Annotated in this window: 8 protein-coding genes; 2 read left to right on the forward strand and 6 right to left on the reverse strand. The window is 42.8% G+C overall.

Going from position 1 to position 25,002, the window contains the following annotated elements:
- Positions 1-163: 163 nt before the first annotated feature.
- From FD723_RS37460 to FD723_RS37485, 6 genes are all read right to left on the reverse strand, one after another.
- Positions 164-1,837, reverse strand: coding sequence for a non-ribosomal peptide synthetase (locus FD723_RS37460; RefSeq protein ID WP_179070235.1), 1,674 nt, complete (start codon positions 1,835-1,837; stop codon positions 164-166).
- Positions 1,824-3,098 carry a diaminobutyrate--2-oxoglutarate transaminase gene (gene ectB, locus FD723_RS37465; RefSeq protein ID WP_179070236.1) on the reverse strand — a complete coding sequence of 425 codons (1,275 nt, stop codon included), beginning with the start codon at positions 3,096-3,098 and terminating at the stop codon, positions 1,824-1,826. The genes FD723_RS37460 and ectB overlap by 14 nt, the downstream gene beginning before the upstream one ends.
- 61 nt (positions 3,099-3,159) lie before the next feature.
- Positions 3,160-4,482 carry an ATP-binding cassette domain-containing protein gene (locus FD723_RS37470; RefSeq protein ID WP_256875377.1) on the reverse strand — a complete coding sequence of 441 codons (1,323 nt, stop codon included), beginning with the start codon at positions 4,480-4,482 and terminating at the stop codon, positions 3,160-3,162.
- Between the two features lie 51 nt (positions 4,483-4,533).
- On the reverse strand, positions 4,534-5,706 hold the full coding sequence (gene devC / locus FD723_RS37475) for an ABC transporter permease DevC (protein WP_179070238.1): 1,173 nt from the start codon (positions 5,704-5,706) through the stop codon (positions 4,534-4,536).
- A 123-nt stretch (positions 5,707-5,829) separates the two neighbouring features.
- Positions 5,830-6,960: an efflux RND transporter periplasmic adaptor subunit gene (locus FD723_RS37480; RefSeq protein ID WP_256875378.1), complete on the reverse strand. Its 1,131-nt coding sequence runs from the start codon at positions 6,958-6,960 to the stop codon at positions 5,830-5,832.
- A gap of 182 nt (positions 6,961-7,142) precedes the next feature.
- Positions 7,143-8,906, reverse strand: a complete 1,764-nt coding sequence (locus tag FD723_RS37485; protein ID WP_179070240.1) for a carbamoyltransferase C-terminal domain-containing protein — start codon at positions 8,904-8,906, stop codon at positions 7,143-7,145.
- A 608-nt stretch (positions 8,907-9,514) separates the two neighbouring features.
- On the opposite strand from FD723_RS37485, the gene FD723_RS37490 reads away from it, so the two are divergent.
- Both FD723_RS37490 and FD723_RS37495 read left to right on the forward strand, forming a co-directional pair.
- Positions 9,515-19,399: a type I polyketide synthase gene (locus FD723_RS37490; protein ID WP_179070241.1), complete on the forward strand. Its 9,885-nt coding sequence runs from the start codon at positions 9,515-9,517 to the stop codon at positions 19,397-19,399.
- Complete coding sequence (locus FD723_RS37495) at positions 19,392-24,983, forward strand: type I polyketide synthase (RefSeq protein ID WP_179070242.1); 5,592 nt, start codon at positions 19,392-19,394, stop codon at positions 24,981-24,983. The genes FD723_RS37490 and FD723_RS37495 overlap by 8 nt, the downstream gene beginning before the upstream one ends.
- The last annotated feature ends 19 nt before the right edge of the window (positions 24,984-25,002 follow it).

Consider the following 25,002-nt stretch of genomic DNA (forward strand, 5'->3'; position numbering starts at 1 on the left):
TCCCGGAAAAACTAGTTATTTTGTACTATATTTTGAATTTCAAAATGAGGGTTAATACCCTATTTATTTGAAAATGAGAATTGCTGGCTAGAAATGAACAAAACCAAATACGATTTCAGAAGATATAGATAGTTCCGCAATCGCAATCGCCATTGTTGATTGCTCATTTTTCTTGCGGTGTTTCCAGAACCATTTCTAGTGCTTGAATCAGATTTTTGACCAAGGGAGTTTGGACTATGGTGTAATGATTACCAGGAATTGTACAGGTTTTCAGATGATTGATAATAGTGTTCCAACCGGAATTTGAATCTTGAACCTTACACTGATTGTTTTCACTCGCACATATTAATAAAGCTTTGGCAGGGTAAGTTTTTAGTTGGTAATGACGGCAAGCCATGAAATTTGTACAGAAAACATTCCATAATCTTTGTGCCTGCTGTATTTCCATATCACTGGGTAGGATGCCAAGTTGTTGCACCTTTTCAAGTAAGAGGTTTAATTGATCTAGAGGGTCTAGTTGATACAGTTCCTCCAAGGCGATCGCTAGTTCTTTGCCATAAAGTCCACTTAACTCTTCGATCAGCATCGCCATGAGCATATCCCGATCGATGTCCTCATTTCGATCGACCGCCGTTGGTGGATAACTATCAATTAAAACTAAGGAAGCAACTTGATACCCACTAGCTAATAACTGCTGCGCCATCTCAAAAGCGATGATACCACCACTGCACCAACCAACCAGATAGTAAGGTTCTTGGGGCTGAACTTGCCGTATAGCCTTAATATACTCATCCGCCATCTCCTCGACGCTGGTTAATGGTTGGCGATCGCTCTCAAGACCAAATGCTTGCAATCCATATACTGGGCGAGTGGGGGATAGTTGCCCTGCCATTTCCACATAGCAAAAGACATGACCGCCGCCAGGATGAATACAGAATAGGGGAGGAAGAGAACCTTGGGGCTGAATAGGGATTAGGGGAGAACCTGTGGAAACTATGATTGGAGCTTGCAGAAGGCTAGCTAGCTGTTCAATGGTTGGCGATTGAAAAAGTGTTGCTAAGGGCAGGGTTTTTTGGAACTTTTGCCCAATTTTGGTCATGAGGCGAACTGCAAGCAGAGAATGCCCACCTAAGTCAAAGAAATTATCCCTGATGCCAATGCGATCGACATCTAGCACCTCTGACCAAATCTGTGCAAGTTGGAGTTCTACAACATTACGGGGAGGAATAAACTCACCCCCCTGCTTAGTAGAATGGCTTGGGGATGGTAATGCTCGCCGATTAATTTTTCCGTTGGGGGTTAAGGGCATTTCTTTTAACATGATGAAGCTCGATGGCACCATGTAATCAGGCAGTTTTTGTTTGAGAAATTGGCGCAGTTGCGATTCCTCCAAGCAAGATTTTTTTGAAACTACATAAGCCACAAGTTGCTCTAGTTCCGATGGAGTTTGCCAGACAATCGCTAAAGCTTCTTGAACTTGAGGATGGGAAACAAGAGTTGCTTCAATTTCTGCCAATTCAATCCGAAAACCCCGAATTTTTACTTGATGATCGCAGCGACCCACATATTCAATGTTGCCGTCAGGAAGGTAGCGAGCTAAATCTCCTGTTTTGTAGAGACGCTCATTTGTTTTTTTGCTAAAAGGGTTAAGAATAAACTTCTCTTGGGTCAGTTCGGGGCGATTATGATAGCCTCTGCCTACACCATCTCCACCAACGTAAAGTTCGCCAATAACACCAATTGGAACTGGTTGTAGATATTGGTTGAGAATATAAACTTGAGTATTAGCGATCGGTCGTCCAATTGGAACAGTTCTGGCTCTACTAGTGCTTTTCATACCCTGATAAACTAAGATTACTTGCTAGAGAATAATCAATTGATTCTTCTATAATCGCTAATCCTTTGTATAAAGCTTCATTACTGATTGTCAAAGGTGGCAACAGTTTGAGAACTTCATTATGCGAACCAGCAGTTTCGAGAATCAATCCTCGCTGAAAAGCTGTTTGGCTGATTTTTGAGGCAATTTCAGTTGAATGACAAGCAATTCCTTGAATCATACCTCGACCCCGATGCTTGCCATGAAGTGCCGGAAATAAGTCTACTATTTCTTGTAGCTTTTGGGTTAATATGCTGGCCTTTTGGTTAATTTCTGTTAATAATTCATTATTTTGCCAATATTCAAGAATAGCAGCCCTAGCTGTCACAAAAGCTAGATTGTTACCGCGAAAAGTACCGTTATGTTCTCCAGGTTCCCAACAATCTAATTCAGGACGAATCAGGAGTAAAGACATTGGGGTTCCATAGCCACTAATTGACTTCGATAAGCAGACTAAATCTGGTTTTAATCCAAACTGTTCAAAGCTGAAAAAAGTTCCAGTTCTTCCACACCCTACTTGAATATCATCAACGATGAGTAGGATATCTTGCTTTTGAGTTTGTTGCCAAAGCTGTTTTAGCCATGATGCACTAGCAACATTAATACCACCTTCGGCTTGAACGATTTCTAAAATGACTGCGGCTGGTTTTTCACCAAGGAAGTTTAATTGCTCGAAAAATTTATCTAATTCTTGCCCACATTCATGATGTTGGTTATTAAACGGAATTGAGTAAGAATTTCTGAGTGGAACACCTGAAGCATTTCTATATTTTTGATTGTCAGTAACTGAAAGAGAGCCTAGTGTCATCCCATGAAAACTATTTTTACAATGAACAATGGTTGGTCTTCCTTTAACCTTGCGTGCTAATTTTAACGCTGCTTCAACAGCGTTTGTACCTGTCGGGCCTGGAAACATTACTTTGTAGTCTAGGTTTCTCGGTTTAAGAATCAGTTCTTCAAAAGCTTCGAGAAACTGACCTTTAGCTTGGGTATACATATCTAGACTATGGGTAATACCGTCCCCTTGAATATAGTCGAGCAGATATTGTTTAAATTTTGGGTTATTATGTCCGTAATTTAACGCTCCAGCACCACAGAAAAAGTCAATATAGCTATTGCCGTTTTCGTCAAATATTTCATGTTCTATAGCTTTCACAAAAACTGTGGGGAAGCTTCTACAATAACTCCGAACGTTTGATTCAATACGTGTAAAAATATCCATATTTTATTATTTAAGTTGTTGGACATTTAACTTACATATTTTTGATTTTGAGGAAAAATGGTTAATCATTTTCCCCTCCTGAGGAGGATATTTGTTGGATATATAAAATACTTGTCTCCAGAATAACTCCTAAAGATTTAGTCAATAAAAAAAATTTTTGCTCATCTTCACGATCAAAAGGTATATCACCAATTTTATTGAGGATTTGAGCTACAGCGAATACCTCCTGCTGAGAATTAAATATTGGTAAACATAGAATATTTTTTGTCCTAAAACCAGTTTCCAGATCAATTTTGCGATTAAATCTAGGATCGGTGTAAGGATCGGGAATATTAACACTTCTTCCTGTTGATGCTACATATCCAGCAATTCCGGTATTAAAAGGAATTCTGATACTAATTAATTCTTGGTTGAAACCTATAGCATTTTTAGACCAAAGTTCTTGGCGTTCGCAATCTACAATAAAAAATGTTACTTGTTCTGCCTTGAGAACTTGAGCAATTTTAAGCGATATAACCTTAATAATCCTATCTATTTTATTGTTAAAAGAACGGTCTTTGAATAGATTGACTGTTTGTAATAACTGTTTAAACTCTCGATTTAATTTGTTTAGAAAGTCTGCAAATTTTTCACTATTTAAGCTTGCAATCATGCTACTAATTTGATTAGTTTCAATATCATTAATTGCTGAGAAAAAGTTACTGATGTCGAGTAATAGTTCTCCCTTAGAAACGGATAAACGACCATCTTCTAAACTAATAATGCGATCGGCAATATCAAGAATACGATTATCGTGAGTTACTAAAATCACAGTACATCCTCGCTGTTTCGCTAATCTTTGTATGATATCAACAACATCACGCCCAGTATTTTTATCCAAGGATGCTGTTGGTTCATCTGCTAGAACTATTTTGGGTTCTGTGACTAAGGCTCTGGCGATCGCAACTCTTTGTTTTTGTCCTCCAGAAAGTTGATTTGGATTTCGATACATTTGTTGTCCCAATCCAACTTCTTCTAAAATTATTTCTGCTTTTCGGCGAATTTCTTTTTTAGAAAGCTCTTTATTTAGTAATAGAGAGGTTTCCACATTTTGAACAACATTTAAAAAAGGGACTAGATTATGATCTTGGAAAATATAACCAAGTTGACGACGTAGTTGTAAAAGTTTTTGATTGCTCGCTTTGAATATCTCTGTCCCTAAAATTTTAATACTTCCTTGTTGAATAGAACGTAATCCTGCTATCAATGTTAGCAAAGTTGTTTTACCTGAACCTGACGGGCCAGACAGAATAACTATTTCTCCTGATTTAACTGTCAGATTTATGTCGAATAAAGTCTGCTTGCGTAATGAACCCTTACCATAATAGTGGTTAATATTATGCATCTCGATAACATAATTAAGTTCCATTGTATAATTCTTTAGCTACTAAATAATTCATTGAAATAATTCTGCTGGATCTGCATCTTTCAGTTTAAAAATGCTCATAAGTGCTGCAAAAATACACATAAATATTGTTAAAGATATGACTGTAAGAATTTTCTCAATCGTTAAGATCATTGGCAAACGAGTATTATATTGAATATATTTATATAAGCCTAAGCTGACTAATAATCCGGGGATATAACCGATGATAGATATCAAAAATGATTCTTGTAAAACTAAAGCTATTATATAAAAATTTGTATATCCAATCGCTTTAAATGTTGCATATATAGATATGTAATCCGAAATTTGGGTGAAAATAATTTGGTAGACTATTACTGCTCCAAAGATAAAACCAACTAATGATAAAATATTGAATATTATACCTATGGGAGTTGCCTTTTGCCAATACAATTTTTCCAGTTTTATGAACTCTGCCTTAGTTATTACTTTAACTTGGTAAGATAGTTTTTGATTAATTTTGTCAATCATCTCTTCTGGAGATACTCCTGGTGTTATGGTTATCAAACCCAAATGTACTTTTTCTATAGGTCTGTTAAAAATATTGGCATAATTTAAGTCGCTAGTAATTAACAATCCATCAGCAGAAAACACTCCTCCCCCAATAGAAAAAAAACCACCAATTTTAATTTGGTTATCTAATAATTCAGTTACAACTGAGCCTGGTTTTTTCAGAGCTTTAAATTTATCTACAATTTCACCATATTCAGGACGAGAAAGGCGGTCGAATAAAAAAGTTTCATCGTTTCTAATAACTGATATTTGCTGATTAACTTCAGTCAAATTAAAAGTAGGTTTATCAGGATTAAAAGCAACAACGCCTATATTTTTTTTAGTCTTTAAATCAGGATTTTTAAACCCGGCAAAAGCCACATAAAAAGGATTGACAGAAACTATACCATTAATGGCTGACAGACTATAAATAATCCGGCGAGGAAATGGATTGGTATGGATTGTCCAAAATGACTGAAAATCAGCAGAAAGAATAACTAAATCAGCTTGGAGAGTTTTATGTATAGTGACAGAATCTTCAAAAAGTGCATCTTTTAATCCTGTAGTCGTAAACATCAAAGCTACAGAAAAAGCCACACCGATAATACTGATTATTAAGCGAGACTTTTTATGATTTAACTGGAGCCAAGCTAAAGAAATTGGTGGAAACATTAAACCTATATAGGAATCCTGTTTGATTCCTGAATTTACTTGCGTGGATAGGGAACAGGGAATAGAAAAAAGGGATGGATACGTAGTGAGTCTTATTAAAAAATTAAATAAGAGTCTTATATATTAAGAATTAGTATCAATTTTCACTTCCACTTGTAAATTAATTAAATGAGTAATTTTATCTGTATAATCTGAATTTATTTTAATTTTAACCTCAAATATTCTAGCGTCCATATCTAAACTAGGATCGTTGTTAAAAACAGCTTTTTTGCCAACTTGTAAGCCAATTTGTTCTACTTGACCCTGTAATTCAAATGGTAAAGATTTACTAGAGATAGCAGCAATTTGGCCTGGCTTAATTTGCCCAATATCAGTTTCATAAACTTCTGCAACCACATACATTTCTTGAGTCTGACCGAAGTCAACAATTCCATCACTACCAATACTTTCTCCTGGCCAAGTGTGAATTTTCAGAATTTGACCTGGAAAAGGTGCTTTTACATAAGCTAAATCAAGTTCTGATTGAGCCTGCTTCACATCAACGATCGCTTGCTTCAATTGGGAGCGAGAAACTTCTATATCTACAGGACGAACTTCCTGAAGTTGGTCAAGAATAGCTTTAGCTTGGGCAATCTTTTGCGGAAAAGTTGACAAAATTTGTGTCATTGTGGACTCTGCTTCATTAATTTCCTGTGGCAAAGTTGTGATAATTTGCTCTTGGTTGGCTTTTGCTTCTTTAAGTTGTTGTAGAGCAGTTTTGGCTTCTAAACATTTACTATCACGAGTAGCATTACTGGTAGCCCCATCTTTAAATAGATTTTCATAACGTTGACAATCAATTTCTGCTTGATTTGAATTTGCTTTTAAACGCATAATCGCTGCTGTGTCAACATCTTTTTGTTTCAGTAATTGAATTTTCAAACGAGCAATTTTAGTTTTTTGGATAGCAATTTGACCTTGGAACTCAGCTTTTAAACTAGCAATTGCTGCCTCTTGAGCAGCGATTTCCCCTTTTTTGGCTGTTCCAGCTAGCACTTGATTAAGTTGCGATCGCACAACTTGAACTTTTTGCTCTGCTGCCTTTAACACTGCTTGCTGTTTATCAAAAATATCTAGAATGGCAATGATTTGTCCAAGCTTTACTTGCTCTTGTTCTTTAACTAAAATCCGCATTACCCTACCGCTATAAAGATAGGATGGCCCAGTTAATTTGATAACTGCATTCTTTGGTTCGATTCGTCCGAGCGCTGTCACACTTTTCTGTGATGTTTTTGTGCCTGAGACATTTGCTAGGGTACTCTCTCTTCCATTTGTGGTTGGGGTATTTAATCGCTTGAATATAAAAAAAATAAGACTAGCTAAAATTAGTGTAGAGATCAAAGTAATAGTTACTGTGGATTTGGAATTGATTAACTTCATTAAGACTGACCATCGGACTACTTTAAATAAATTCGATCTTCAATAATTAATACATCCATGCCTGTTGTCATAAAAACAGCGATCGCATCTTCCACACTATGAACTATCGGTTTTCCCATCACATTGAAACTTGTGTTCAGAATTAGGGGAATTCCTGTTAGTTGAAAAAAAGCTGAGATCAGATCGTAGAACCTGGGATTCCAATCTCGCTTAACCGTTTGAAGCCGACCTGTACCATCAACGTGAACTACACCTGGAACTTTTTCTGCTGCTTGGGGATGAAAGCGTAAAGCACGCTCCATATACGGAGTTTCTTGATAATTCTCGAAATATTCAGCACCGTATTCATGCAAAATAGCTGGAGCAAATGGGCGAAATTCCTCCCGATATTTCACTTCTACATTCAGCCGCAATTTAATATCAGGCAACCTGGGATCGGCAAGAATCGAACGGTTTCCTAAAGCTCTAGGGCCAAATTCTGCCCTGCCTTGCATCCAGCCAATAATCTTACCCTCGACCAAAAATTGTGCCGCCTTTTGAGAGACTGTTTCGCCACATTCCAACGGAACTTTTTTGAGTCGGCTATATTGCTCTAAATTACTCAAGGTTTTCACTGATATTGTTGAACCCAGGTAAGGTGATTGGAGCTTTGCAGGTTTTTTATTCTGGGGAGGGCAATCGCTATAGTAAGCAAGTAGAGCCGCACCAACGGCATTACCGTCATCTCCGGGCGCAGAAAAAACATAACAACTCTTAAACTCAGGCACTAATTCTAGTACCTGACCATTAAAAGCTGAATTGAGCGCACATCCACCAGATAGGACAAGACGATCAGATGGACAAATCTCATAAGCACTTTTGAGTAAATCTGTCATTAATTCCGAGAAAACAAGTTGACCTGTATAGGCAAGATCGGCAGCATCGTAGGGATTATCCCAACGCTTTAATATGTGCTGATTTAATGTTGATTCATATTGTTGAATTAGTTGTTTATTCTTGTATATAAATCCCCCATTTTTTACTTCCATTAGCCCTTTGAGTGAATCATAGAGAGTCTGATTTAGCTTGCCGTAGGGTGCTAACCCCATTACTTTCCATTCTTCCCCTTTGATAGAATCGAATCCACAAGCGTTACAAAGTTTAGCAAAGAAGACTCCTAAACTGGGTATGGAAGGCTTTATCCTTGGAATGGGCTTGAGAGTGCCGCGATCGTAATGGAATATAGCAGTGGATGAACCTTCACCATAGCCATCGGCAATCACACACAATGCTTCCTCAAAAGGGCTACTGTAACAAGCTGCCGCAGCATGGGTCAGATGATGATCGAATGCCTTACGAGTCACCTGCAAATGAGAATTAATTTGAGGATTTATTTGATTTTTTAAGAAGAAAACAAATTCTGTATTTAAGCCTAGATTTTTGGCAGTACCAGAAATTAATAACTGTGAAAGCGGGGCAGGTAGAGGTGTTTCAGTAGATAAGAAACCTAACAAAAATTGAATAACTGGATTTTGGAACAACGAATTAAAGTAAAAGAATTCCGCTTTTCGGAGAGTTGATGGCTGCCATGTACTTGCTAAAATTAGATCGGCATCTTTTTCACAATAGGTGTTGAGCAACTCACTCATCCGGATCAGATCGTCTGGAGGGCTATACCATGCCCGTTTATTTTGCAGGTATCTTTCCGCAGCTTCGGCGAATACTACCTCTCCATTAGAGTTAACAATTGCCAAAGCTGGATCGTGGCAACTACACGATAACCCAATATAGTTTCTAGGCATATAAATTTGCTTATACAGGAATCCGATTTGATTACGAACTTATTTGCGTAGTAAGGGAACAGGGAACAGGCTTGCCGTGACTTGTGCCGAGCATCTCGACTTCACTCGATGGAACCGGAGCCGAGGTAGCGTAGCCGAACGGGAACAGGGAACAGATATGTAATGAGTTTTTTAAAAAATCAAATAGGAATTTTATAAATTCAATGTATTCGCAGGTGCTTGAAAAGTCGCAAAGGTTGTCAAAAAGTTTTTCCACCATACTCTGTGAATAAACTTTCCTACCGAAGTATTACAAAAGTTTACTGATTTTATAAATAAATAGAGTCAAATATTTCGATATGTTTCTAAATATTACATTTAAGAAAAGTTTCTACTGATAAATAGAAAAGCACAATATAACAAGGTTTGTATCTTAGGTTACTAAGAACACACTTGTAACGAGCTATATGACAGTAGGAATTGTGTTTTTGGGATGTAGTCAAAAAGCTTTTGTAGGCCAAAACATTCATCCAGAAAAAACAGATATCCTAGTTAGCTTCAACCAAACAAGGTTAATGCGAATAAATAGGCTCACTGCTACTTTAATGGTCGCCTGGTAAACAGAGTCAATGGCTTTTATTTCAGATGGCTTAAGCAGTTCTGGGCGTAAATCTTCTACTTTAGTTGATTTATTACGCTACAGAGCAGACGATCGCCCTAACCAAACAGCCTACACCTTTCTCGTGGATGGGGAAGCTGAAGAAGTTAGTATTACCTATGAAGAGTTGGATATAAAAGCACGGGCGATCGCGCAAGTGCTAACTTCTCAGTTTGCAGATAAGCTAAAACCCCTTAAGACTGTTTTGCTGCTGTATCCACCAGGATGGGAATTTATTGCCGCATTTTTTGGGTGTTTGTATGCAGGAGTCATCGCTATCCCCGCTTATCCACCCCGACGCAACCAACAGCTAACCCGGTTAAAAGCTATCATTCAAGATGCCCAAGTATCTCTAGCCCTTACCACTACATCGATTGCGGCTAACTGGGAAAGCTACCAAGCAGAACTCAAACCATTAAATTTACACTATTTAGTTACTGATAGTATCTCTAACAATCTTGCAGATGATTGGGTTCCTCCCCAAATTAAAAGTGAATCACTAGCATTTCTGCAATATACTTCTGGTTCTACAGGTTCACCAAAAGGAGTGATGGTGAGTCATGGGAATTTGCTCTACAACGAAGAAATGATGAAGAGAGCAGCCCAGCATACAGAAAAAAGCATAATTCTTGGTTGGTTGCCCCTCTATCACGACTTGGGACTGATTGGGAACGTACTCCAGCCATTATATGTAGGTGTACGTGGCATTCTCATGTCACCTATCGCATTCTTAGAGAAACCCGTTCGTTGGCTCTTGGCAATTTCCCGCTACAAAGCAACCACTAGCGGCGCTCCTAATTTTGCTTACGATCTGTGTGTTAACAAAATTACTCCCCAACAGAGAGAAAACCTCGACTTGAGTTGTTGGGAAGTGGCTTTTAATGGTGCTGAACCCATCCATGCAGAAACACTAGAACGATTTGGACAAACTTTTGCGCCTTATGGGTTTCGCCCTGAAGCATTCTACCCTTGCTACGGTATGGCAGAAACAACTTTATTGGTCTCTGGGGGTGTGAAAAATGCTGCTCCGATCGTCGTTACGATTGATACGACTGAACTAGCAAAAAATACTGTAAAAATTACCAATGAGGCAGAAAAAGCCAAAAAAATTGTTAGTTGTGGTCAGAGTTGGTTAGATGAAAAAATAGCGATCGCCAATCCTGAAACTTTAACCTTGTGTCCACCTGGCAAAGTTGGAGAAATTTGGATAGCGGGGCAAAATGTCGCTGGGGGCTATTGGCATCGACCTGAAGAAACAGAAAAAATTTTCCATGCTTACACAGCAGATACTAATGAAGGCCCATTTCTGCGAACCGGGGATTTAGGATTTTTGCAGGACGGGGAATTATTTGTCACAGGTCGGATTAAAGATATCATCATCATCCTGGGACGCAACCATTATCCTCAAGATATCGAACAGACAATTGAGCAAAGTCATCCAGCATTACGACCAACTTGTGGGGCAGCATTTTCAATTGAAATTAACAGTGAAGAAAAGTTAGTTATTGTTCAAGAAATAGAACGAACTTATCTCCGTAAACTTAATCAAAATGAAGTTATTGGTGCAATTCGTCAAGCCGTATCTGAGCAACACGATCTACATATTCATGCAGTGTTGCTGTTAAAAGCAGGCAGCATTCCCAAAACTTCTAGTGGTAAAATTCAGCGCAATGCTTGCCGATTGGCATTTCTAAATCACAGCTTAAATGTTGTAGCAGAATGGCGAGCAAATCTTCATCAGCCAGAAACATCTTCAGCAAATTATTCAAAATATTACAGCCAAAAAAATATCGAAGCTTGGTTAATTTTAAAAGTTGCAGAACAACTAAAAATTGCTCCCGAACAAATTGATATTCAACAATCTTTAGCTTACTACGGTCTGAGTTCATTAGTAGCTGTAAGTATTGCCAGTGAGTTACAAGAATTGTTGGAGCGACAAATTTCTCCTACCTTATTGTATGATTATCCCAGCATTGAAACCCTATCTCAACATTTAGCTTCGGACTTTCAAAGCGAAGCCAATCCAAAATCTAAAATCGTTCGACTGAGCGTAGCCGAAGTCCAAAATCCAAAATCGGATGATAGTAATGCCATAGCTATTATTGGTATAGGTTGCCGTTTTCCGAAAGCCGAAAACCCCGAAGCTTTTTGGCAATTACTATATCATGGAATTGATGCTATTTCCGAAGTGCCGCGATCGCGTTGGAATGCCAGTAACTCCCAAGTCCGTTGGGGTGGTTTTCTGGAACAAGTTGATCGCTTCGATCCGCAATTTTTTGGGATTTCTCCACGAGAATCCGAGAGCATTGACCCCCAACAACGGCTACTACTAGAAGTAACGTGGGAAGCCCTAGAAAACGCATCTCAAGCACCAGATCGACTTGCAGGAAGTCATACAGGGGTATTCATTGGCATCAGCAATAACGATTATTCCCAGTTACTAGCAAATTACGCAGATGGCAATACCTATTCTGCAACTGGTAATGCTTTAAGTATTGCCGCTAACCGGATTTCCTATCTATTAGATTTGCACGGGCCTAGCTGGGCAGTAGACACAGCTTGTTCATCATCATTAGTAGCTGTTCATCAAGCTTGCCAAAGTTTAAATCAAGGGGAATGCCAGATGGCGATCGCTGGAGGAGTAAATTTAATCTTGACTCCCCAATTGGCGATCGCATTTGCTCAGGCGAACATGATGGCAAAAGATGGTCGTTGCAAGACCTTCGATGCGAAAGCTGATGGTTATGTTCGGGGGGAAGGCTGCGGAATCGTCATTCTCAAACGCCTTGATGATGCGCTGCGAGATGGAGACAATATCCTGGCCACGATCCGAGGTTCAGCAGTTAACCAAGATGGTCGTAGCAATGGCATCACTGCACCTAATGGACTTGCTCAACAAGCAGTCATCCAGCAAGCTTTAGCTAACGCAGGGGTTTTGCCATCACAAATTAGCTATGTAGAAGCTCATGGCACAGGGACATCCTTGGGAGATCCCATAGAGGTTAATGCTTTAAAAGCATCGCTGATGTTAGATCGATGTCCTGCGGACGGCTACGCTACGCCAGATCGGGACTGTTGGCTGGGATCGGTGAAAACTAATATCGGACATCTAGAAGCTGCGGCGGGAATTGCTGGTTTAATCAAGGTGGTATTGTGCTTGCAGCACCAGGAAATTCCACCCCATCTGCATCTGGATCGGATTAATTCCCTGATTTCCCTAGCAGAAACACCCTTATCAATTCCACTCCAGCCTCAACAATGGTTGGAAGAGAAGCAGCCACGTTTCGCCGGTGTATCTTCATTCGGCTTTGGCGGTACGAATGCCCATGTAATTTTAGCAGCAGCACCGCAAACAGCCCAGGTAGGAGCCGGATTAGAGCGTACCCAACATCTATTTACCCTCTCAGCCAAAAATGAACAAGCTTTGCGGGAACTGGTAGAAAGTTATCAAGAATTTCTCGCCGCAAATTCCCAGATATCCCTGGCAGATATTTGCTTTACAGCTAATAGTGGGCGATCGCATTTCGACTATCGTTTAGCTGTTATTGCTGAATCTGTGGTGCAGTTACAAGAGAAACTAAAAACGACCGAATTTGTAAACATCAAAGTACACAGTAAAAAGTCAGCCAAAATAGCTTTTCTCTTCACAGGACAAGGCTCTCAGTATATCGGCATGGGGCGCGAACTTTACGAAACCCAGCCAACTTTCCGCCAAAACCTTGATCGCTGCGATGAAATTCTGCGCCCCTATTTAGCAAAATCCCTACTCAGCGTCCTTTATTCTTCTCCAGATGAAACTTCTCTATTAGATCAAACCGCTTATTCCCAACCAGCTTTATTTGCCTTGGAATATTCCTTAGCCCAGTTATGGCGATCGTGGGGCATTATTCCAGATGTCGTTATGGGGCATAGCGTGGGTGAGTACGTCGCTGCTTGTGTAGCTGGTGTTTTCAGTTTAGAAGCTGGTTTGCAGTTGATCGCTCATAGATCCCGCCTGATGCAAGCATTACCTGATACTGGAGAGATGGTTGCAGTGTTGGCTGATGAGAAACTAGTTCGTACAGTTATTCAGCCTTATTTAGAAGAAGTGGCAATTGCTGCTATTAACAGCCCGAATAATATTGTTATTTCTGGAAATACCTCAGCAATTAGAGCAATATCTACCAAACTACACACACAAGGCATTGAGACTAGAAAGTTAAACGTTTCTCATGCCTTTCACTCCCCCTTAATGTCACCGATGTTGGCGGAGTTTGCACGGGTAGCCGCAGAGGTTAACTACTCACCACCAAGCATCAACTTAATTTCCAACCTCACAGGCATTCTCGTCACTGAAGAAATCCAAACTCCTGATTATTGGGTAAATCACATCTCTCAACCAGTCAGATTTGCCCAGAGCATGAACACTTTGCATCAACAGGGTTATAAAGTGTTTGTGGAAATAGGAGCCAAGCCCATTTTACTAGGGATAGGACGAGAGTGCTTACCAGCAGGAGTGGGAGTTTGGCTGCCTAGTCTGCGTTCAGGGCGATCGGACTGGCAACAGATACTCGCCAGTTTAGCCGAACTTTATCTTCAGGGTATAAAAGTAGACTGGTATGGCTTCGAGAGAGACTATTCGCAACGACGGAAAGTAGCTTTGCCGACTTATCCTTTTCAACGGCAAAGGTTTTGGTTGGGTTCAGTTTCTCAGCCAGCGAGCCAAAATCAGCTTATTCACCCGCTCCTGGGTCGAAGACTGCGTTCCGCATCGAAAGACATTCAGTTTGAATCCCAACTGAGTGCTGTGGCTCCAAATTACCTGGGCGACCATCGCGTTTTTAGCCAGCCGCTTTTTCCCGCCACCGCCTATTTAGAAATGGCCTTGGCTGCTGGTGCTACTCTGTTTCAAACCCATCGGTTGATGCTTGAGGATGTGGTAATTCTACAAGGGTTGGTGCTGCCAGAAACAGATTTTAAAACATTGCAAACTATCCTCACTCCCTTAGAAAATGACGCTTATCTATTTCAGATTTTTAGTCTACAGTCTGAAGAAAATCCTGAATGGCTGCTGCACGCTCAGGGGAAAATCTGCCGATCCACTGTCGATATTACTAGAAACACAAATATTGAAAATTGTCAAGCAAATTGTGAGCGATCGCTAGCAGTCGATCACTTTTATGAAAATTTTCACCAACGAGGGATTGATTATGGTGCTAGCTTCCAAGCCATCCAAGGTTTAGGTTGGGATGGCCAGCAAGCTTTGGGCGAAATTCAATTATCAGCAGAACAATTTGTAGAAGCAACCGATTATCAAATACATCCGGTGCTATTAGATGCCAGCCTGCAAGTTATTGCTGCCTCTGAAAATGAACAAAGTGCAGAGCAAAAAACTTATCTTCCAGTCGGTATCGATCGCTTGCAGGTTTTCCATCGTCCTAGTCAGCGCCTCTGGGCAATGGGATCGCTTACTTCAGAACAAACTGGTCAAGTCACCCTGTTTAGTGCTGAAGGAGAAACCATTGCGACTGTAGAAGGTTTGCGAGTCAAAGCCTTAGCACGGCTCGATACTCCACAACAGGATATTACAGATTGGCTCTATCAAGTGGAATGGCGAGTTAGAGCCAGATTTGACCAATGGCGATCGCTTAAATCCTTACTTTCTCCAGCATCTATTCAACAAAAACTGCAACTTAGCATCCCTCAATTAACAGCTAAAAGTAACTGGGAGGATTATGGTAACTTCCTCAACCAGCTTGAGAACCTGAGCATTGACTTTATGCTGCAAGCCTTTGAAGAGATGGGCTGGCTATGGCATTTGGGCGATAACTTTTCTACAGAAGCGATCGCCAAACGCTTAGGAGTCGTTTCGCAACATCGGTTACTTTTACAACGCCTGTTGCAAATGCTCGCTGAAGTTGAAGTTCTACAGTTAGTTGCAGACCGATGGCAAGTCATCCGCATCCCGGAAAAAGTCACTCCTCAAAATGCGATCGCCACATTACGCGATCGCTTCCCTGATACTGATGCAGAACTGACACTAATGGAACGCTGTGCTTCTAAACTGAGTGCCGTACTGCGAGGCGCTATTGATCCGGTGCAATTGGTGTTTCCAGGTGGAGATACCACCGTAGCGACTCGATTTTATCAGGATTCGCCTGGGGCAAAAGTAATGAATGGTTTGGTGGCAGAGGCGATCGCGATCGCTTTAGAACAGCTACCTGGCGATCGAGGAGTGCGGCTGTTAGAAATTGGTGCAGGTACGGGAGGCACAACCCACTATATTCTGCCGCAGCTTCATCCCGCACAAACCGAGTACGTGTTTACAGATATAGGGGCATTATTTACCAGTCAAGCCCAAGAGAAGTTTCGAGATTATCCTTTTATCCGCTATCAAAAGCTCGACATTGAGCAGTCGCCATCTGAGCAAGGATTTGCCTCTCATCAATATGATGTCGTCATTGCTGCCAACGTCCTACACGCGACAACATCCCTTCGCCAAACCTTAGAACATATACGGCAGTTGTTGACTCCAGGAGGTCAGTTAATCTTGTTGGAAGGCACTCGCCGCCAGCGATGGGTAAATTTAATCTTCGGACTTTTGGAAGGGTGGTGGAAATTTCAAGATTTTGATATCCGCCCCGACTATCCTTTAATCAGTGCCGAACAGTGGCAACAATTGCTTGCTGAAAGTGGTTTTTCGCAGGTAGCAGTCATTATTGAAGGGAACAGGGAACAGGGAATAGGGAATAGGGAACAGGGAATAGGGAATAGGGTTTCTGACCCTTTAGTGGATCGAGGGAACGAACAAGCAATAATTTCCGCATCTAACCACAAATCCCCACTGTTCCCCGTTCCCTCTTCCCTGTTCCCTTTTAAACAAGCTTTAATTGTGGCTCAAGTTTCAGAATCTCCCATATCTCAGGTTAGTTTAAAGCATCACAATTGGCTGATTTTCGCGGATCGAGGAGGTGTAGCTGAACATTTAGCCGCGCAACTGAAAGCGCAGGGAGACATCTGTACCTTAGTCTTTCCTGGGGAAAAATATCAGGAAATTGCACCAGCCACATTTGTAATTAACTGCGATCGCCCAGAGGAATTTCTGCAACTCATCAGCAGTCAGCAACAAGATATTTACGGTATCATCCAATGTTGGAGTCTCGATCAACCTGAAGCAGTAGCTTTTGAAAAGGGATGCAAAACGACTTTATTCTTAGTGCAAGCGTTAGGCAAAGCTGGATTAGCACATTCCCGATTGTGGCTTGTAACTTGTGGAGCGCAACCTGTACCCACAGGTGATTCTGAAGACTATCCAGAAGTTTTGGCAGTCGGTCAATCTTCTGTGTGGGGGATGGGAAAAGTCATTGCTCTAGAGCATCCAGAATTAAAGTGTGTATGTATCGATCTCGACCCCAAAGCACCATCACAAGTGCAAGCACAAGCATTACAGGCGGAAATTTGCTCGGAAGATATCGAAGATCGAGTAGCATTTCGGCAGGGATTACGTTACGTTGCCAGACTGGGGCGATATCAACAGTCAACAGTCAACAGTCAACAGTCAACAGTCAACAGTCAACAGTCATCAGTCATCAGTCATCAGTCATCAGTCATCAGTCATCAGTTAGGGAAAAATTTCCGACTGACAATGCAGGAGCGAGGAATCCTCGAAAACTTACAGTGGGAACCAACAAATCGCCGTCCTCCAAAATCAGGAGAGGTAGAAATTTGCGTACAAGCCGCAGGTTTGAATTTTTTGGATGTCATTGCTGCGTTAGGATTGCTTCCTGAGCAAGTAGATGGTGTGTCTCAACAGCATTTGCAAGAAACAACAGGTTTGGGTGGGGAGTGCGCGGGCGAAATTGTTGCCATTGGCGATCGCGTTACCGGCTTGGCGATTGGAGATCCAGTAATAGCGATCGCTCGTGGTAGTTTCAGCCGCTTTGTTACGGTTGATGCAGCTTATGTGGTTGCTAAACCAAAGAACCTCAGTTTTGAGGCTGCTGCTGCCATTCCGGTTAATTTTTTGACTGCCTACTATGCGTTCCATCATGTCGGCAAAATTTGTACAGGCGATCGCATTCTCATCCACGCCGCCGCCGGAGGTACTGGGATGGCTGCCGTGCAAATTGCCCAACAATTAGGAGCAGAAGTATTTGCCACTGCTAGTCCTCCCAAATGGCAAGCTCTCAGAAATATGGGCGTGCGGCACATTATGAACTCCCGTACCAGCGAGTTTGTAGAGACAGTGCAGCAAATCACCCAAGGGCAGGGCGTTAATTTGGTACTTAATTCTCTTACTTCTGGCGATGCTATTGCCCATAGCCTAGCGGTGATTCATCCCCACGGTCAATTTTTGGAAATTGGCAAACGGGGAGTTTGGGACTCTCAGCAGGTGGCACAAGTCAGACCTGATGTGGCTTACAAAGTTATCGATCTGGTACGTGTTTCTCAGGAGCAACCAGAATTAATCCAGTCGATGTTACAGGAATTAGTCGAGCAATTTGAAAGCGAGTTACTCCAACCTCCCCCGATCAAAATATTTTCGATTCAAGAAGTAGTTAATGCTTATCGTTACATGCAGCAAGCCAAGCATATTGGCAAGATTGTCATCAGTTTGTCCTCGGAAGTTTTAGAGGTAAAAAATTTAGCATTTACAGATAAACTTCATGGTGATAGCACTTACTTAATTACTGGGGGATTAGGAGGTTTAGGATTACTCGTCGCCCGTTGGCTGGTAGAGCAGGGAGCTAAGAACTTAGTATTAGTGGGGCGTAGGGATGTCCAGGATGTGAATCAGACCCAGTTGCAGGCGTTGGAACAAGCGGGAGCTAAAGTTGTTATCGCTCAAGCTGATGTGTCTGATATGACTGCAATGCAGCAATTGTTCTCAGAAATTGCCCAGTCACTTCCCCCATTGCGGGGTGTGATTCATTCCGCAGGTGTGTTGGCGGATGGGGTGCTGCAACAGCTTTCTTGGGAACGGTTTGAATCGGTAATGGCTCCTAAAGTGCAGGGGGCATGGAATTTACATCAGTTGACTAAGCATCAACCGTTGGACTTTTTCGTGTTATTTTCTTCTGCTGCCGCTTTACTGGGTTCTCCAGGTCAAAGCAACCACGCAGCTGCCAATACTTTTTTAGATGCCTTAGCTGCTTACCGTCGGGCAAATGCACTGCCTGGATTGAGTATTAACTGGGGCGTGGTGGCAGAAGTTGGCTCTGCTGCCCAACGGCAGGTAGATGAAAGGGCGCAGCAGCGAGGAATTGGCACGATCGCCCCGCAAAAAGTTTTAGCAGTGTTGGAACAACTCTTGCTGAATAGCTCCCGTGCCACGGTTGGGGTAGTGCCGATACACTGGCAAAAATTTTTAGAGCAGTCGGTTGATTCGCCGTTTTTTGCAGATTGGCGAGAAACATCTGAATTGCGATCGCATCTTATCCCTCCATTTAGTCAACAGTTAGCAGCAGCAGATCCTAGTGATCGCCGAGAACTATTAGTTGCCCATGTCTGGCGACAGATAGCTCAGGTACTAGGTTTCCCATCATCCGCACCGATAGGCTTAGAGCAAGGTTTTGTGGAGTTGGGAATTGATTCTCTGACTGCTGTGGAATTACGAAATCGCCTGCAAACTAGCTTAGAGTGCGCGATCGCCTCAACTGTAATGTTTGATTATCCCACGGTGGGAGCATTAGTTGATTATCTCATGGGGGAAGTTTTGGGATTAGAAGCTGCTGATATTGTTCTTGACGAAGAACTCGAAGAGACTACAATGGAGCGATCGCTTTTGGCTAGAACCCAAGAGCTTTCGGAGGCGGAATTAGAAGAGTTCATCAACCAAAAGCTAGATCGGCTGATTCAGGAGAATGCCAATGGCTAAGATTTCATCCCAGAACATTGAAAATCTAACTCCCCTGCAACGGTCTTTTTTGGTGATTGAACAGTTGCAAGGTAAGCTTGACGCACTAGTAGCCTCTCAAAAGGAGCCGATCGCTATTATCGGCATGGGTTGCCGCTTTCCGGGTGGTGCCGATACTCCTGAGCTATTCTGGCAGTTATTACGCCAAGGTATCAATGCGATCGCCGAAGTTCCGCCCGATCGCTGGGATGTGGCAGCTTACTACGACCCCAACCCAGAAGTACCAGGAAAAATGTCTACGCGCTACGGTGGCTTTATTGAAAATTTAAAGGCATTTGACGCCCAATTCTTCGGCATTTCCCCTCGTGAAGCCCTCACCCTTGATCCTCAGCAACGGTTACTGTTGGAAGTCAGTTGGGAAGCTCTGGAAAATGCCGGATTAAATCCTCAACAGCTTGTTAAGACTCAAACAGGTGTATTTGTAGGCATTTCTACGAATGACAATTACCAACGTTTATTGAGCCAAGATGTTACTGAGATAGATGCCTATCTAGCTACAGGCAACGCCCACAGTGTAGCCGCCGGCAGAATATCTTACATTTTAGGCTTGACTGGTCAGAGCCTTGCTGTCGATACAGCCTGTTCTTCCTCGTTAGTGGCGACTCATTTAGCTTGCCAAAGTCTGCGTCAGCGAGAAAGCAATTTAGCGATCGTTGGCGGGGTCAATCGCTTGATTTCGCCAGAATTTACCATCAACCTTTCTCAAGCGCGGATGCTCTCAGGCGATGGCCGCTGCAAGACCTTTGATGCGCGTGCTAATGGCTTTGTCCGTAGTGAGGGGTGCGGCGTAATTATCCTCAAGCGGCTCTCGGATGCAGTGACAGATGGCGACAATATTTTGGCAGTGATTCGGGCTTCAGCAATCAACCAAGATGGTCATACTAGCGGATTAACTGTTCCCAACGGCCCTTCTCAGCAAGCGGTTATCCGTCAGGCACTAAACAACGCTGGAATCAAACCAGACCAGATCGGCTACATCGAAGCACACGGAACCGGAACTTCTCTTGGCGATCCGATTGAAGTAACAGCGCTAGGAGCAGTTTTTGGCGTTAGTCACTCTCAGCAACACCCCTTGATAGTTGGCTCAGTTAAAACTAATATCGGTCATCTGGAAGCAGCCGCCGGGATTGCTGGACTGATTAAGTCGGTTCTACAACTGCAACATGAAGAAATTGCTCCGCACCTACATCTCAAACAACCCAATCCTTATATTAACTGGTCAGAATTGCCGATTCATGTACCAACTCAACTCATACCCTGGTCGAAGGGGAATCAGCCCCGTTTGGCAGGAGTTAGTTCTTTTGGATTCAGTGGCACTAATGCTCATGTAATTGTTGAAGAAGCACCATTAAAGGAGCAGGGGAGTAGGGGAGTAGAGGAGCAGATGAGTAATTCTGAGCGTCCCTATCATCTCCTGACTTTATCCGCTAAAAGTGAGTTAGCACTCCGGCAGCTTGTTTCTCGTTATCACGATCGCATTACCAACCATTTTGATGATGATTTAGGCGACCTCTGTTTTACAGCTAATACCGGGCGATCGCACTTTGATTATCGGCTGGCAATTGTGACTAGCGACCTGACTGACTTGGGTGAAAAATTGCTACGCCTGGATGCAGAGCAATTTACTCTGGCAGCAGGATTGCCGAAAGTGGCTTTTTTGTTTGCAGGTCAGGGGTCAGAATATGTAAACATGGGACGGCAGCTTTACGAAACCCAGCCAAAGTTTCGAGAAGTTTTACAGCAATGCGACACTCTCCTGCAACCTCATTTACATAAATCACTGTTATCTGTAATCTATCCAGAGGTAGAAGAAGAGTCACTTTTGGATCGAACAGTCTACGAACAACCAGCGATTTTTGCCTTGGGATATGCGATCGCTCAAGTGTGGCAATCTTGGGGCATCAAACCCGATGTAGTGATGGGTCACGGTGTCGGTGAGTATGTTGCCGCTTGTGTAGCTGGGGTTTTTTCCCTAGAAGATGGTCTCAAGTTAGTTGCAACTCAGGGACGGCTCATGCAACAGTTAGCGTCCGGCGGCGTGGCAGAATTCGAGCAAGTTGCTTGCCAAGTCAATTACGCCCAACCGCGCATCAAGTTCATCTCTAGCATCACAGGAGCGATCGCCACATCTGAAGTCACAACACCTGAATATTGGTGTCGCCACATTCTCTCACCTGTGAACTTTGCCGCCGGGATGGCAACTTTAGCTCAACAAGGTTATGAAGTATTTCTAGAATGCAGTCCCAAGCATGTCTTGTTAGACATAGGACGTGAGTGTTTCCCATTAGAGCGTGGGACTTGGCTACCATCCTTGGGTAATGGACAAGAAGATTGGCAACAAATGCTCTCCAGTTTGGGTGAATTGTATGTGCGTGGAGCAAAAGTTGATTGGCATGGATTAGAGTGCAACCACCGCCGCCGCAAAGTTGTGCTACCTACCTATCCGTTCCAACGCCAAAACTATTGGATTGAAACCAAACCCACCAGCCCCAAACCGTTATCTCGCGATGAATTTTCTCATCCCTTGCTAGGTCGAAAATTGCAGGTGGCAAGAATTCAAGAAATTGTCTTTGAATCTTCTTTAAGTTCTGAAAACCCAACTTATTTAGCAGATCATCAAGTTTTTGGGCAGATGATATTGCCAGGTGCAGTTTATCTAGAAATGGCGATCGCTGCTGGTGCTGCTGTTTTCCAATCTGATTGTGTAGTACTAGAAAATGTGGCGATCGAACAACCCCTGATTTTCTCCTCTGGACAAAATCAAACCCTGCAATTGATTTTGACCCCCAACGCCGGACAAAGTTACCATTTTGAAATTTGCAGTCTGAATCGATCACCAGCAGCACAGGAATCTTCGTGGATTATTCATGCTACAGGCACTGTCTTGCCCGGTAAAGCTGCATTCCCGACTGTTGACTTGGCAACTTGGTCAAATCGAGTCGAATCAGCCTTAGAGGTCGTTGAAAGCGAGAATTTTTATCAGCGTTCCCAACAGCAAGGAATGGAATATGGCTCTTATTTTCAAGCCCTAAAGCAAGGATGGGTGGAAGCAGAACAGGGTTATGCTCAACTGCAATTACCAGCAAATCTGGAAACTGAGGGCTATCAAATTCATCCAGTTCTGCTCGATGCCAGTTTCCAATGGGGGAGTGCGGCTTTCACACAGGCACTCTTAGCAGATGATGAAACATCTCTGTATTTGCCTGTGGGTATTGAGCGTCTGTACTTTTACAGACGATCTGGGCATCAACTTTGGGTACAAGCTAAAAAAAGATCCGCTAGCCAAAGTGCGATCGGCTACGCTGCGCCAGAAGCGATCGCCACCGATCTCCAGTTAGTCGATTCGAGTGGGGCGGTGGTGGTTCAAGTTGAGGGACTTTCAATGCGCCGAACAACGCCCCAATCCCTACAGCGTATGCTGACAGAAGATTTCAGCGATTGGCTCTATGAAGTTTGCTGGCAAGCTAAATTCCTGCCTAAAAATCTCATAGCTGAAAGAGTGGGGGGTTATTGGTTGATCTTTGCAGATGGCTGTGGACTAGGAGAGCAACTGGCGCAACATTTAGTCCAACAGGGAAAGGATTATGCGATCGCCATCCCTGGAGAAACCTATCAACAACTTGATGACAAACACTACCAAATCAATCCTTTAAAACCGACTGATTTTCATAGTCTGTTGCTAGCACTCCCCAAACGACTGCAAGGGGTGATTCATCTTTGGTCTTTGATAGGAGATCCAGTTGAGCAAATCGATCTGGATGGATTGAGGCGATCGCAAGAACTGAGTTGTGCCAGTGTGTTACATCTGGTTCAATCCTTAACGGAAAATCATCAATCTGACTCTATTCAACTTTGGTTAGTTACCAAGGGATCTCAAATAGTCGAACCATTCAAGGGAATAGGGAATGGGGAACAGGGAACGGTTAAATTACAGATTCAGCAAGCACCATTATGGGGATTAGGACGAGTAATCGCCTTGGAATATCCCGATCTACCTTGCTATCGGCTCGACCTCGATCTAATGGCAACAAGTGCAGCAGATGCAACGGCGATCGCCCAAGAAATCTTTGACTCCGATGGAGAAGACCAAATTGCCCAACGCCAAGGTCAGCGTTATGTAGCGCGGTTAGTTCGTCATCGCCCGGTTGAAAAATCAGAGCAAGTAACGATTCGAGCAGAAGGGAGTTACCTAATTACAGGCGGATTGGGAGCCTTGGGTTTACAAGCTGCTCATTGGTTAGTAGAGCGAGGAGTCCGCCATTTAGTCCTCATCAGCCGTCAGTCACCAACGCCAACTGTAAGAAATGCGTTCAGCTACGCGGCGTCCGAGGCGATCGCCAAACTGGAGCAAGCTGGAGCAAAGGTAACGGTTGAACAAGCAGATGTTTCTAGCCGGGAGGAGATGACCAGGATATTTGCCAAGATACAGGCACAATTACCACCTTTGCGCGGGGTAATCCACGCCGCCGGAGTTTTGGATGATGGCATTCTCCAACAGCAAAGTTGGGAAAGCTTTGTGAAAGTTATGACTCCGAAAGTTCAGGGAGCATGGCTGTTGCATGAACTCACTCAAGATATGTCCCTAGACTGGTTTGTTTGTTTCTCATCAATGGTTGCCTGGATGGGAGCAGCCGGACAGGGGAATTATGCTGCTGCTAATGCCTTTCTAGATGCCTTGACCCAATACCGTCAGGCACTTGGTCTGCCCGGACTGAGTGTGCAGTGGGGGCCCTGGTCTGAGTCTTACGGTCGAATTACCCCCCTTAATCCCCCCTTTCCAAGGGGGGAAAAAGAAAAATCTAGTTCCCTCCCCTTTACAAGGGGAGGGTTAGGGTGGGGTAATTCAAGTACTGGTAATGGATCTGAGTCAGGGGGAATGACAAGCCGTTTGAGTCAGCAACTCCAACAACGGTTTGTGGATTCAGGATTTAGTTTCATCTCCCAACCAGAAGGGTTACAGATATTAGAACAGTTAATGGCTGGAGATATCGCTCAGGTGGGAGTGATGCCAATTAATTGGCGGCGATTTTTTCAACAAAATTCCGCAGCGACAACATCACCATTTCTAGAAGTGTTTCAGCAACAGTTTGGACAGCAAACTGGAGAGCATTCGCCATTTCTCAAACAGTGGGAAGCAACACCCATACCTGAGAGGCGAGCTTTGTTAATGAGTTACGTGCGATCGCTCTTAGCTAGAGTCTTGGGCATCAGCGACCCGCAACAAATCAAGCCCCAGCAACCTTTGTTCGATTTAGGAATCGACTCGTTGATGGTACTCGATTTAAGAAATCAGCTACAGATGAGTGTTGGTAAGACCCTGCGATCAACGCTGTTGTTTGACTATCCGACATTAGATGCTTTGGTGGGATATCTAGAACAGGAAATGTTAGAACAGTCCTTTCAAGGGAACAGGGAACAGGGAACAGGGAACAGGGCAAGTATTGGACGGGGTAATAGTCCCCCTCCAATACAATCGTCCCAAGATGAACTAGCAGATTTATCAGAAGACGAAGTTTTTGCATTACTGGCCAGTGAGTTAGAGTAGCCAAGAGGGGTAAAAGCAA

The sequence above is a fragment of the Nostoc sp. C052 genome, from assembly GCF_013393905.1.
Lineage (GTDB): Bacteria > Cyanobacteriota > Cyanobacteriia > Cyanobacteriales > Nostocaceae > Nostoc.

What these genes read in the sequence shown, in the direction of transcription:
- FD723_RS37460 (WP_179070235.1), bottom strand. Translation starts at nt 1,837, where the DNA reads ATGAAAAGCACTAGTAGAGCCAGAACTGTTCCAATTGGACGACCGATC.
- ectB (WP_179070236.1), bottom strand. Translation starts at nt 3,098, where the DNA reads ATGGATATTTTTACACGTATTGAATCAAACGTTCGGAGTTATTGTAGA.
- FD723_RS37470 (WP_256875377.1), bottom strand. Translation starts at nt 4,482, where the DNA reads ATGCATAATATTAACCACTATTATGGTAAGGGTTCATTACGCAAGCAG.
- devC (WP_179070238.1), bottom strand. Translation starts at nt 5,706, where the DNA reads ATGTTTCCACCAATTTCTTTAGCTTGGCTCCAGTTAAATCATAAAAAG.
- FD723_RS37485 (WP_179070240.1), bottom strand. Translation starts at nt 8,906, where the DNA reads ATGCCTAGAAACTATATTGGGTTATCGTGTAGTTGCCACGATCCAGCT.
- FD723_RS37490 (WP_179070241.1), top strand. Translation starts at nt 9,515, where the DNA reads ATGGCTTTTATTTCAGATGGCTTAAGCAGTTCTGGGCGTAAATCTTCT.
- FD723_RS37495 (WP_179070242.1), top strand. Translation starts at nt 19,392, where the DNA reads ATGGCTAAGATTTCATCCCAGAACATTGAAAATCTAACTCCCCTGCAA.